The sequence below is a fragment of the Streptomyces sp. genome, assembly GCF_031181705.1.
Classification (GTDB): Bacteria; Actinomycetota; Actinomycetes; order Streptomycetales; family Streptomycetaceae; genus Streptomyces.
Window position 1 is genome coordinate 1 of sequence record NZ_JAPSKN010000067.1, and the last position, 11,781, is coordinate 11,781.

Annotated in this window: 8 protein-coding genes; 2 read left to right on the forward strand and 6 right to left on the reverse strand. The window is 72.6% G+C overall.

Annotated elements, in window-relative coordinates; translation table 11 throughout:
• Positions 1 to 175 precede the first annotated feature (175 nt).
• Positions 176 to 463 (forward strand): hypothetical protein, encoded by a 288-nt coding sequence (locus RIN80_RS15035; RefSeq protein ID WP_309096090.1) that lies wholly within the window; start codon positions 176 to 178, stop codon positions 461 to 463.
• Positions 464 to 599: 136 nt separating this feature from the next.
• On the opposite strand, the gene gcl is transcribed toward RIN80_RS15035, so the two are convergent.
• Entirely contained in the window at positions 600 to 2,384 is a 1,785-nt protein-coding gene (gene gcl / locus RIN80_RS15040) for a glyoxylate carboligase (RefSeq protein ID WP_309096091.1), read from the reverse strand.
• A gap of 183 nt (positions 2,385 to 2,567) precedes the next feature.
• Between gcl and RIN80_RS15045 the strand changes: the two genes are divergently transcribed.
• Positions 2,568 to 3,245, forward strand: a complete 678-nt coding sequence (locus RIN80_RS15045) for a hypothetical protein (protein WP_309096092.1) — start codon at positions 2,568 to 2,570, stop codon at positions 3,243 to 3,245.
• 64 nt (positions 3,246 to 3,309) lie between these two features.
• Here RIN80_RS15045 and RIN80_RS15050 read toward each other — a convergent pair whose 3' ends face one another.
• The 5 genes from RIN80_RS15050 to RIN80_RS15070 all read right to left on the reverse strand — a co-directional run bounded on the left by RIN80_RS15050 (position 3,310) and on the right by RIN80_RS15070 (position 11,766).
• Positions 3,310 to 4,398, reverse strand: coding sequence for a lytic polysaccharide monooxygenase (locus RIN80_RS15050; RefSeq protein WP_309096093.1), 1,089 nt, complete (start codon positions 4,396 to 4,398; stop codon positions 3,310 to 3,312).
• Positions 4,399 to 4,453: 55 nt separating this feature from the next.
• Positions 4,454 to 6,676, reverse strand: coding sequence for a glycoside hydrolase family 6 protein (locus RIN80_RS15055; RefSeq protein WP_309096094.1), 2,223 nt, complete (start codon positions 6,674 to 6,676; stop codon positions 4,454 to 4,456).
• Positions 6,677 to 6,767: 91 nt separating this feature from the next.
• Positions 6,768 to 8,996, reverse strand: coding sequence for a glycoside hydrolase family 3 N-terminal domain-containing protein (locus RIN80_RS15060; protein WP_309096095.1), 2,229 nt, complete (start codon positions 8,994 to 8,996; stop codon positions 6,768 to 6,770).
• A 351-nt stretch (positions 8,997 to 9,347) separates the two neighbouring features.
• Positions 9,348 to 10,478, reverse strand: coding sequence for a cellulose binding domain-containing protein (locus RIN80_RS15065; protein ID WP_309096096.1), 1,131 nt, complete (start codon positions 10,476 to 10,478; stop codon positions 9,348 to 9,350).
• Between the two features lie 262 nt (positions 10,479 to 10,740).
• Positions 10,741 to 11,766 (reverse strand): LacI family DNA-binding transcriptional regulator, encoded by a 1,026-nt coding sequence (locus tag RIN80_RS15070; protein WP_309096097.1) that lies wholly within the window; start codon positions 11,764 to 11,766, stop codon positions 10,741 to 10,743.
• Between the last annotated feature and the right edge of the window lie 15 nt (positions 11,767 to 11,781).

The following is an 11,781-nucleotide window of genomic DNA, read 5'->3' on the forward strand; positions in this document are numbered from 1 at the left end:
GGGGGGCGGGCCCGGCACGGGGGTGAGGCCACGAGCGACGGTACGGCGGTGCCGCTGGAGCCGCCCGGGTTCGCACTGCGCATCGGCCTCGACCAGGCCCCTGGACGCAGGTGCACCACGGCGACGGTGACGGCGGCCCGCGGGCCGTCCCCCAGCCGCCGGGCTGAGGGCCCTGGTGAAGGACCCCGCCATCCGGCCGGCCGTCGCGCTGACGCGCATCCCGCTCGCGAAGGCCGGCCTGCCGCGCCGGCCGCTGCTCGGCCCGACACGCGGCGCCCGCCGCCCTGTCCGGGACCTGCCGCGGACCCGGCCCCCGCCCGCGAGCAGGCACGACCTGAGTCATGACGACCGGTTGCCGGCGGCGGCCCTGCGCGGCGAGCCGGACCTGCGCCCGCTGGTGCCCCGCTTCGCCTGCGGGCGGGCCGGGCCCGCCGTGCCGAGGTGGGCGGCGAGACCCTGCTGAAGCACTCGCCGCGCGGCGCGGGCGGCGGTGACGGGGGCTACTCCTACTGCGGCGGGGGCGGGGCGTGATCCGCGCGTCCGGGCATGCGTGAGGGGCGGCCCGTCCTCACGGACGGACCGCCCCCGGCCCTCGGGTTTCAGACCTTCAGCGTCCTGATCGAGGTCGGGGCGTGCCCCGGTTCGGTGGCGAGCTCCTCGAACTCCACGACGTTGCCGATGTCGTTGGTCGTGGACATGGAGATGTTGGTGACGCGCTCCAGGATCGCCTCGACGACCACCGGGACCCGGTACTGGGCGGCGAGCTTCTTGGCCTTTTCGAACGCGGCGCCCAGCTCGGCCGGGTCGGTCACCCGGATCGCCTTGCAGCCGAGGCCCTCGGCCACCTTGACGTGGTCGACGCCGTAGACGCCGAGCTCGGGCGAGTTGATGTTCTCGAACTCCAGGTTGACCTGGAAGTCGATGTCGAAGGCCCGCTGCGCCTGCCGGATCAGCCCCAGGTAGGAGTTGTTCACGAGGACGTGGACGTACGGGATCCGGTGCTGCGCGCCGACGGCCAGTTCCTCGATCATGAACTGGAAGTCGTAGTCGCCGGAGAGCGCGACGACGGACGCCTCCGGGTCGGCCTTGGCGACGCCGAGCGCTGCCGGGACGGTCCAGCCGAGCGGTCCGGCCTGACCGCAGTTGATCCAGTGCCGGGGCCGGTAGACGTGCAGCATCTGGGCGCCGGCGATCTGCGAGAGGCCGATGGTGGAGACGTACCGGGTCTCCGGTCCGAAGGCCTTGTTCATCTCCTCGTAGACGCGCTGCGGCTTGATCGGGATGTCGTCGAAGTGGGTACGGCGCTGGAGGGTCGCCTTCCGCTCCTGCGCGGACGCGGCCCAGGCGGAGCGGTCGGGCAGCCGGCCGGCCGCCTTCGTCTCGCGCGCCACCTCCACGAACAGTTCCAGGGCCGCCTTGGCGTCGGAGGCGATGCCGTAGTCGGGGGCGAAGATCCTGCCGATCTGGGTCGGCTCGACGTCGACGTGGACGAACTTCCGTCCGGCGGTGTAGACGTCCAGCCTGCCGGTGTGGCGGTTGGCCCAGCGGTTGCCGATGCCGAGGACGAAGTCGGACTCCAGGAAGGTCGCGTTGCCGTAGCGGTGCGAGGTCTGCAGGCCGACCATGCCGGCGTTCAGCTCGTGGTCGTCGGGCAGGATGCCCCAGCCCATGAGGGTGGGCACGACGGGCGTGCCGGTCAACTCGGCGAACTCGACGAGCAGTTCGCAGGCGTCGGCATTGACGACGCCGCCGCCGGCGACGATCAGCGGCCGCTCGGCGGCGTTCAGCATCCCGAGGGCCTTCTCGACCTGGGCGCGGCTCGCGGCGGGCTTGTAGACCGGCAGCGGCTCGTACGTCTCCGGGTCGAACTCGATCTCCGTCAGCTGGACGTCGATCGGCAGGTCGATGAGGACCGGGCCGGGGCGGCCGGAGCGCATCAGGTGGAACGCCTGCTGGAAGACACCCGGGACCTGCGCGGCCTCCAGGACGGTCACGGCCATCTTGGTGACCGGTTTGGCGATGGAGGCGATGTCGACGGCCTGGAAGTCCTCCTTGTGGATCACGGCGGTCGGGGCCTGGCCCGTGATGCACAGGATCGGGACGGAGTCGCCGGTCGCGGAGTACAGACCGGTGATCATGTCGGTGCCGGCCGGGCCGGAGGTGCCGATGCAGACACCGATGTTGCCCGGGTGGGTCCGGGTGTAGCCCTCGGCCATGTGGGAGGCGCCCTCGACGTGCCGGGCGAGGGTGTGCGCGATGCCTCCGGAGGCCTTGAGCGCCGCGTAGAAGGGGTTGATCGCCGCGCCCGGGACACCGAACGCGTCGGTGACGCCCTCGCGCCTGAGGATCTCGACTGCCGCGCGGGCAGCGGTCATACGAGCCATGGAACTACTCCTGGTTCGGCTGTCGGATACGCACTCCCGTCGCGCCCCGCCGTGAGCACCTTCCGCATTGCGGAAAATAGTTTCTACTATCTGGAAGCAATGTAGGGGGGTGCGGGAAAGCCGTCAAGAGAGGTCCGGGGTGATGGGCGGAGCAACGGACAGGCGCGGGCCCGCGGGTGGACGATGGGAGGCATGTCCGAGAGCGTGCCGTTGCGCTGCCCGGCCTGTGGGCGCGCCCATCGTTTCGCCGTGCCGTCCTATCCGTGCGCCTGCGGAGCGCCCGTCGCGCCCCCGCTCGATCCGCGGGCGCTGCCGGCCACCGTCACCCACCGGTCCTGGGAGGAGGAGTGGGTGACCGTGCACTGCGCGGCCTGCGACCGGCCCTCCGCGTGGCCGCGCCCGGAGCTGGGCTGTCCCTGCGGCACGGTGCTGCGCTTGCCGGTGGCGGGCGTGCGCGACGCCCCGGGCGACATCCCGCCGCGGCCGGTGCGCCCCGCCTTCCGGCCGGTGACCATCCGCACCGCGCGTGACGCCGTGACCGCGGCCGCCCTGTATCTGCGCTGGCTCGGCCACCGGGACGTGCGGCGCGCCGACCGGCGGCCGTCCTCCGGCATCGGGCTCGCCGCGCGGGGCGTGCTGGCCCAGGTGGATCCGACCGTGCGCCCGGCGGACGCGCGGGACGTGGAGTGCCTGTGGCTGACCGCGACGACGGAGTCCGCGGCCTGCGTCTACTTCTCCCTCGCCGGGTACGGCGACGAGGCCCGCGCCCGCGCCGACGCGCTGGGCGTACCCCTGTTCGTGCTCGATCTGACGGGCACTCCCCAGCCGGTGAACGAGCCGGCCGAGGCGTTCGCCGCCTGAGGCGCCCGCGCACAGGACGGCGCCGGCCCCCGCGGTGCGGGAACCGGCGCCGGCGTGCGCGGTGTTACGGGTTGACGCAGGTGACCGTGCCGACCGGCAGGTTGTTCCCGGTCGAGGTGGCCGTGAAGCCGAACGTGACGGTGCCGTCCGGCGGGATCGTGCGGTTGTGGTCCGCGTGCCTGACCGTGACGGTGCCGTCGGTGCCCGTGCTCAGGCTGCCGTTCCAGACCTGGCTGATCCGGGTTCCGGCACCCGGCTGCCAGCGCACGGCCCAGCCGTCACGCGCGGCGGTGTTGTGGTTCATCACCTCGACGGATCCCTGGAAGCCGCCGCCCCAGGAGTTCGTCACCTTGTAGATGGCCATGCACCCGGTGTGCGGGTCGGTGGGCGTCGGGGTCGGGGTCGGCGTGGGCGTCGGGTCCGGGGTGCCACCCGAACCGCGGATGCCGGTCACCTCGCCGTTGCCGCCGTCGAAGACGATGTCGGAGCAGGAGAAGAAGTTCTCCTGGCTGTCCGAGCGCACCCACTGGATGAACATCATCGCGTCGCCCGAGCGGCCCGAGGGCAGCTTCAGGTCCCAGTAGTAGTGGCCGGACTCACTGCCCACCGAACCGGACTGCGGGGGGTTGGTGACGGTCTGGACCAGCTCCAGGTCGCCCCAGCCCAGCGGCTTGGTGGGCGAGTAGCCGGGCTTGGAGACGTACACCCGGAAGTCCCCCGGGTGCGCCGCCCAGTTGCTGTGCTTGATCCGGACGGTCGCCCCGGAGGTGAGGTGCGTGCGGGGCCAGTCGGCGCGGGCGGCGTTGTAGCCGGTGAAGTTGTACGGGGAGCGGTCGCCGGCGCTGCACAGCTTGCCGTCCGGGACGTAGCCCGCGCCGCGTCCGCCCGCGTTGGAGTCGAGCACGGCGAACCAGTTGTACAGCGACGACGCGCCGCTCTCGGCGAGCGCGGCCTTGCACGCGGGGTTCGTCGGGTCCAGTGAGCCGGTGCTGGTCTTGGCGTCCAGCCAGCAGAGGTAGGTCCGCGAGCCGGGCGTCATCGTCACGCCGTGCGCCTGCGCGCTGTTCTGGCCGATCAGGGCCAGTCCGAGCCCGCTGAGCAGGGTGACCAGGACCGCCAGTAAGGACAGGGGGCGTCTGGTGCTTCGAGCCATGTTCTCTCCTGTGGGGATGGTGGGTTCGGTTGTCTCCCCGGGGGTTCGGGGCGGGTCAGGCCGGCGGGGCACCCCAGGCCAGGGCGCCGTTCAGGTAGGCGGGGATCCTCGGGGCGTCGGCGTAGGAGGCGGTGGTGGTCCGGCTGTGGTCGTCGGTCTCGTCGAACGCGGACCAGTCGGACTTGGCCAGGCGCAGCTGGAGGTCGCCGGTGTCCTTGCCGGCGGCCAGGGTGCCGCTCTTGAAGCCGACCTCCAGGTAGGCGTCCGCGCCCGCGACCGGCGTGCTCAGCGGCACCACCCGCAGCGTGAGGTTGGAGCAGCCCACGCCCGCGTGGTCGCAGAAGGCGTTCACGGTGGACGAGCCGCCGTCACGCGTGAAGTAGTAGCGGGCGGTGACCTTGGTCAGGTCCACGGAGGCGCTGCCGGTGTTGGCGATCCGCAGGCCGGGGCGGATGGCGTTGTCCGTGGCCGAGGCGTCGTTGTTCTTGTAGGTGACCTTGAGGCCGCCGACCGGGTCGGGTCCGCCGCCGCCCGCCTCGGTGGTGACGCTCAGCGCGGTCGAGGCAGCGGAGACGTTCCCGGCGGCGTCCCGGGCGCGCACGGTGTAGCTGTACGCCGTGGCGGCGCTCAGTCCGGTGTCGGTGAACGCGGTCCCGGTGACGGGCGAGGCGCTGACCTTGGTGCCGTCGCGGTAGACGTCGTAGCCGGTGACGCCCACGTTGTCGGTGGCCGCTGTCCAGGCCAGGGAGACGCTGGACGCGGTCTTCGCGGTGGCCCGCAGGCCGGCCGGCGCGGTCGGGGCCGTGGTGTCGGACGGGTCCGGGTTGCCGCCGCCGTCGGTGGGCACGGCCGGGTACGCGTTCCGCACCAGCATCGAGAACTGGTCGTGGAACCAGTGCCCGGCGAGCGGCGCGTCGGGCATCGCGCCGGTCGGGTTGCCGCCCGCGTTGGGCGCCGTGTAGTCCGGGTTGCACATCGGGTCGGGGCGCTTGCCCTCGTCGTTCGGGATGTCCTTGCTCGCGCCGTCCGACTCCCCCGGCGGCTTGATCCACAGGAAGGCGTCGAGGTGCGATTCCGGGTAGCCGGCGGGCGAGGCCTGCGGGGGCTGCCCGAGTCCCGCGCCGTTCACGTTGCACCACAGGCCGCGGTGGGCGCGGCGGTCCACCTTGGACTGGCTGACGTAGGTGTCGAGGACCGTGCTGGTGGACTCGGCGGTCGGCCGCCCGGCGCCGCCCCAGCCGTTGCGCGAGGTGTCGACGACCATGCCGGTGGAGGCGGGCCAGCCCTGCGCCACCAGCGAGGCGTGCACGGCCTTGGTGAAGTCCGACTCGTCGAAGTTCGGGTTCCACTCGTAGTACTTGCCGGACCGGATCTGGTTGCCGCCGACCGTCTTGTTCGGGTCGGGGAGGAACGGCTCGGCGAGCGGCGTGTAGTTGGAGACGTTGGTGATCAGACCGTCCACGCTGCGCAGGCCGTCCGTGGTGCCCTTGACGACGTCCGTGTAGAGCTGGGTGGTCTGGGAGAGGTTGTTTTCCCAGCCGAGCCAGCCCGAGTGGGCGAAGTCCATGTACGTGTACACGTTCGGGATGGCGTGCAGCTTGTTCAGCGCGTACCGGATGGCGTCGACCTGGATGCCGCTGCTCTTGGCCTGGGCGCACTCCGGGTCGGAGAGGTTGGTGACCAGGTTCGGCAGGCCGTCCGGCTCGATGACCGTGGTGATGCGGATGTCCTGGTACTTCGGGTCGGCGAAGACCTTGGCGATCTCGTCGATGTACTCGCTCTTGTAGCGCGCCAACCCAGCCGCGGTGAGCGGCAGTTCACCGTTGGAGGCGAGCGCGGAGCAGTCGCGGCCCGGCAGGTCGTACACGACGAAGGTCGCGACGAGCGGCTGCCCGGGCTTCTTCTGGGCGAGCGCCAGGTCGAGGTGGTCGGCGAGGCTCTTGCGGCCCGCGTTGGCGTCACCGCCGTGGATGGCGGCGATCCGGTCCAGCCAGACCGCCGTCGGATAGCTCTTGACCTTCTCCATCTTCGCCTTGAGCGCGGCGTCGGAGGTCTTGGCGATGGACCCGTCCACGAGGCGGGCGTAGTCCGGGTTCAGGTAGAACGAGGCGCCGGCGAACGGGTTGTCGACGTGTGCCTCGGCGGCGGACGCCTGGGGTGCGGACAGCTGGGCCGCGGCCCCCAGCAGCAGGGTGCTCAACGCGGTGGCCAGCGCCGCCGCCCGCCTGCGGTGCGGTCGGCGCGGGCCGGCGCCCCTGCGCCTGGTCCGGTCTGTCATGTGCTCTCCTTGAGTGCGGGGGTGCGGGGGTGCGGACGACGGGGTGGGGACGTCCGCGGGATCGACCGGTGGGGAGAACCGTGGGTCCGGTTCAGGCGGGTGTGCAGCGCGGGGCGGGGGTGCCCGCGGTGCCGCTCGCCGTGTAGCCGAACGAGGTGGTGGCGCCGGCGGCGAGGGTGCCGCCCGAGCCGGTGCCGCGGACCGAGATCCGGCCGTTCGCGACCGTGTGGGTGCCGTTCCAGAGGCTGGTGACGGTCGCGCCGCCCAGGTCCCAGTCGACCGTCCAGCCCGTGATCGGGCCGGTGCCGGTGTTCTTGACGGTGACCTCCGCCTGGTGGCCGCCCGGCCAGGAGTTGACCAGCTTGTGGGTGGCGGTGCAGGCCTTGGCCGGGGTCGGGTCGGGATCGGGATCCGGGTCCGGACCGGGGTTCGTGCCGTAGGTCAGGCCGTGCCCGTAGGGGAAGAGCGGGCTCTTGCCGTCGCCGTCGTTGACGGGCTGCTGGGAGGCGCTGCGCATCCAGCTCATGGGCAGCTTGCCGGTCGGCGCGTGGTCGCCGAACAGCACGTCCGCCACGCCGCCGCCCTCCGTCCCGGGCAGCCAGGCCGCCAACAAGGCTTTCCAGTCGGGCAGTTGGGTTGCGATGTCCAGCGGCCGGCCGGAGACCAGCACCACCACGACGGGCACCCCGCTCGCCTTCAGCCGGGCCAGGGTCTGCAGGTCCTCCTGGTCGAGGCCCATACCGTCGGGGCGGTCGCCGCGCATCTCCGCGTACGGGGTCTCCCCTACGACGGCCACGGCGGCCGTGTAACTGCCGTCGATGCCGTTGCCGTACCGGTCGTAGGTGACCCGGGAGGAGTCGGCCACGGCGGACCGGATGCCCTGGAGGACGGTCGTGCCCTCGGTCACGGGACCGCTGCGGCCCTGCCAGCCGAGGGTCCAGCCGCCGCTCTGGTTGCCGATGTCGTCGGCGGACTTCCCGGCGACGAACAGCTTGCCCGTCTTCGGCAGCGGCAGGATGTCGCCGTCGTTCTTGAGCAGCACCTGCGAGGCGCGCACCGCCTGCCGGGCGAGGGTGCGGTGGGCGGCCGAGCCGACCGTGGAGGTGTACGACCGGTCGGTCAACGGCCGCTCGAACAGACCGAGTTGGAACTTCTTCGTCAGGATGCGCCGGTTGGCGTCGTCGATCCGCGCCATGGACACCCGGCCCGCGGTGACCTCGCCGCGCAGCAGGCTCAGGAACTTCTTGTAGTCGTGCGGGACCATCACCATGTCGACGCCCGCGTTCACGGCGGTGGCGATCTCGGCGCCGGTGAACCCGGTCTGCCCGTCGAGCTGGTCGACGGCGGCCCAGTCGGAGACGACGAACCCGGTGAAGCCCAGCTCGCCCTTGAGTACGTCGGTGACCAGGTACTTGTGGGCGTGCGAGCGAACTCCGTTCCAGCTGCTGTAGGACAGCATCACCGAGCCCGCGCCGCGCCCGACCGCCTCCTTGAAGGGCGGCAGGTGGATCGCGCGCAGCTCCGCCTCGGTGAGCTGGGTGTTGCCCTGGTCGACTCCGCCGGTGGTGCCGCCGTCGCCGAGGTAGTGCTTGGCGGTGGCGAGCACGGAGGCCGGGTCGCCGCCCAGGGTGCCGCCCTGGAGGCCGGTGATGAACGACGTCATGGCGGTGGGCAGTTCGGGCGTCTCGCCGAACGACTCGTAGGTGCGGCCCCAGCGGTCGTTGCGGGCCACGCACAGGCAGGGCGCGAAGGACCAGTCGATGCCGGTGCCGGCCACCTCCTCGGCGACCGCGCGCCCGATCCGCTGCACGAGCGCGGGGTCGCGGGTGGCGCCGAGGCCGATGTTGTGCGGGAAGATCGTCGCGCCGCGCACCGCGTTGTGGCCGTGCACCGCGTCGATGCCGTAGATCATCGGGATGCCGAGCGGGGTGCTCAGGGCGGTGCGCTGGAGGGTGTCGTAGGTGTCGGCCCAGGTCTGGGCGTTGTTGGGGCTGACCGTGGAGTCGCCGCCGGAGAGCACCGAGCCGATGCGGTAGGTGGCCAGGTCGGAGCGCGGGACCAGGGCGTCCTTCTCTATCTGCGTCATCTGGCCCAGCTTGTCGTCGAGCGTCATCCGGCCCAGCAGGTCCTCGACCCGCTGCGGCACGGGCAGGGCCGGGTCCTGGTAGGGCAGCACGGCGGCGGCCCGCACGGTGTCCCGCTCGGGCGGGGCGGCGGCGGTGAGCCCGGTCACGGCGAGCGCGGCGGCGCACAGCGCGGCGACGAACGCCGGGCGTCGGGTGGAGCGGCGGGTGGGAGCTTCGGGAAGGGGCGGGGTCATGGCGGAGCCTTTCCGGATGCGGGCCGGAGGGGCGGGGGTGGTGCGGGCCGCAGGGGCGGCGGGTGGTGCGTCTCGGTGGTGGCCTGGGGTGCGGCCTCCGGAGGGCGGTGCGGGTGCCGGGGCCGGTGCGTGGTGCGGGGGTCGGTGCCCCTGGCACCCGGTTCGGAACTCGAGGGCGGCCGGTCGTACGCGAGTCCGCGACGGCGCGCTGCGGGCTCCCGGGACGGTGCCCGCTTCGGCACCCCCGGGGACAGCACGTGACGCGCCGCCCCCGGGGACCGCGGGTGGAACGCTCCGGGGTCCGCCCTCTCGGCGCAGGACGGAGCCCGGAGCGGGTCGGTGCGCCGCGGGTCAGGCGACGGAGCAGGGCGTGCCGTTCAGGGTGAAGCCGGCCGGCTCGGCGAAGCCGCCGCTGTACGTGCCCTGGAAGCCGAAGCTCTGGGTGCCGCCGGCCGCGATCCGCGCGTTGTGCGCGGCAGGGCTCGCCGTGACGGCGCCGGAGGTGCCGGACAGGGTCGCGTTCCAGGCGTTGGCCACCCGCTGCCCGGACGGCAGCGTGAAGCCGAGCTTCCAGCCGTCGACCGCCGCCGACCCGGTGTTCTTCACCGTCACGTCGGCGGTGAAGCCGCCCTGCCAGACGTTGGCCTCGTACGCCACCTGGCAGGCCGCCGCCGGACCGCCGGGCCCGCCCGGGTCCTGGCCCCCGGTGTTGACGGTGGACGAGAAGGAGTTCACGGCGAGCCCGGCGCCGTTCTGCCACGGCTCGAAGCCGGCCTGGACACTGGTCAGGTACCAGTTGCTCTGCGCCAGCCCCCGGGCCACCGTCTGGTCGACGAAGTCCATGACGTCGAAGCTCCAGCTGGAGATCGCCGAGGGCGCGACGAAGGAGATCACGTCGTTGGACCCGTTGCTGCCGGTCCACACCTCCCAGCTGCGCCCGCCGACGGACGCGGTGCCGACCTGGGAGCCGATCGGCTGGATCGGCCCGACCCGGTTGAACCAGATCATGATCTCGGTGCGGTTGACGCCGTCGGTGCGGGGCGTCGGGTCCAGCCAGATGTCGTACGAGGCGTTGTACACGGCGCCCGAGACATAGCCGTACGAGATGCTGCTGGGCGCGCTGGAGATCGTGCTGAGCTGTGCCGGCAGGTTGGTGCCCGGCGAACAGTTCGTGTAGTGGCAGCCGTTGAAGACCGACGGGTACGACTTCGGCGCCCCGTTGGTGGGCACCGAGCCGTCGGCCTGGGTGACCCGGAAGCCGGTGTCGGTCGCGGTGACGCACTGCGGGGCACTGGTGCCCCAGCGGTTGTTCTGGACGACGTAGCGGCCCTGGATCACGGTCGAGCCGAACTGCTCGCAGACGACCGTGTCCGCCCGGGCGGGCGCGGTGGCGGCGAGGAGCGCCGCCAGGGTGGCGAGCGTGGTGAGCAGCGCGCCGAACAGGGCGCGGACGGTGCGGAGGCGGTGCGGTGACGATCGCATGCGGGGGGCCTCTCTCCGTGGGAACCGGATGACGGAGGTGCTGCGGCTTCGGAGTTCGGGAGCGCTCCCACCTCCCCACTGATGGGAGCGCTCCCACCTCACCGGTTTCGGACGCGACTGTAGGAGCCATCCCATGTCCCTGACAACCCGTTAGACGGGAATCCGTCGAATGTATTTCGAAGCCGCAGGTCAGTGGGGTGCTCCGGCGGACCTGCCCAACGGGCAGGGGGCGCTCAGGAGTTGGGAGCGCTCCCGGACGGCCTCACGCCGACTCGCGCACCACCAGCTGCGTCCGCAGGATCACATGGCGCCACGCCACCTCCGGCTGCTCCATCTCCTCCAGCAGCAGCCGCACCATCGTCCGGCCGATCTGCTCCAGCGGCTGGCGGACGGTGGTCAGCGGCGGGTCGGTGTGCCGGGCGAGCTCGAAGTCGTCGAAGCCGACGACCGCCACGTCGTCGGGCACCCGGCGCCCCGCCGCGCGCAGCACGGCCAGGGCACCGGCGGCCATGGTGTCGGAGGCGGCGAGGACCGCGTCCACGTCCGGGTGGCGCTCCAGGAGTTCGGCCATCGCCCGGCGTCCGCTCGCCTCGGTGAAGTCGCCCTCGACGGTCCGGGAGCCGGACGCGGGCAGCCCCGCCCGCTCCAGTGCCTGCCGGTAGCCGCGCAGGCGGCACCGGGCGACGTACATGTCGAGCGGGCCGGTGATCGTCGCGATCGACCGCCGGCCGCCGCGCAGCAGGTGGTCCACCGCCTCGCGGGCGCCGCCGACGTTGTCCGCGTCGACGTAGGTGATCTGCTCGTCGCCGGAGCGGCGGCCCAGCAGGACGGTGGGCAGGCCGGCGTCGGCGAGCATGTCGGGCAGCCGGTCCTCGGCGCGCACCGACATCAGCAGCACGCCGTCGACCCGGCCGCCGCGCGCGTACTCGACGAACCGCTGCCGCTCCGCGTCCGTGCGGACCAGCGTGAGCAGCAGTTGCACCGGGGTCTCGGCGATCGCGTCGCCGACCGCGGTGACCGTCTCCGAGAAGAACGGCTCGCCGAACAGCCGCCAGTCGCGCTCCGTCATCACGAGCGCCACGGCGTCGGCCCGCCGCCCGGCCAGCGAGCGCGCGGCCAGGTTGGGCACGTAGCCGAGTTCGGCGATGGCCCGCTGCACGGCGACGCGGGTGGACTCCCTGACGCCCGCCTCGTTGTTGATGACGCGGGAGACCGTGCCCCGCCCGACGCCGGCGAGCGCGGCCACCTGCTCCAGCGTGGGCGTCGTACCGGGCCGCCGCTTGACCATGTGTCACCCCCCAAG

Coding starts and splice junctions, on each gene's coding strand:
- gcl (WP_309096091.1), bottom strand. CDS start 2,384: ATGGCTCGTATGACCGCTGCCCGCGCGGCAGTCGAGATCCTCAGGCGC.
- RIN80_RS15045 (WP_309096092.1), top strand. CDS start 2,568: ATGGGAGGCATGTCCGAGAGCGTGCCGTTGCGCTGCCCGGCCTGTGGG.
- RIN80_RS15050 (WP_309096093.1), bottom strand. CDS start 4,398: ATGGCTCGAAGCACCAGACGCCCCCTGTCCTTACTGGCGGTCCTGGTC.
- RIN80_RS15055 (WP_309096094.1), bottom strand. CDS start 6,676: ATGACAGACCGGACCAGGCGCAGGGGCGCCGGCCCGCGCCGACCGCAC.
- RIN80_RS15060 (WP_309096095.1), bottom strand. CDS start 8,996: ATGACCCCGCCCCTTCCCGAAGCTCCCACCCGCCGCTCCACCCGACGC.
- RIN80_RS15065 (WP_309096096.1), bottom strand. CDS start 10,478: ATGCGATCGTCACCGCACCGCCTCCGCACCGTCCGCGCCCTGTTCGGC.
- RIN80_RS15070 (WP_309096097.1), bottom strand. CDS start 11,766: ATGGTCAAGCGGCGGCCCGGTACGACGCCCACGCTGGAGCAGGTGGCC.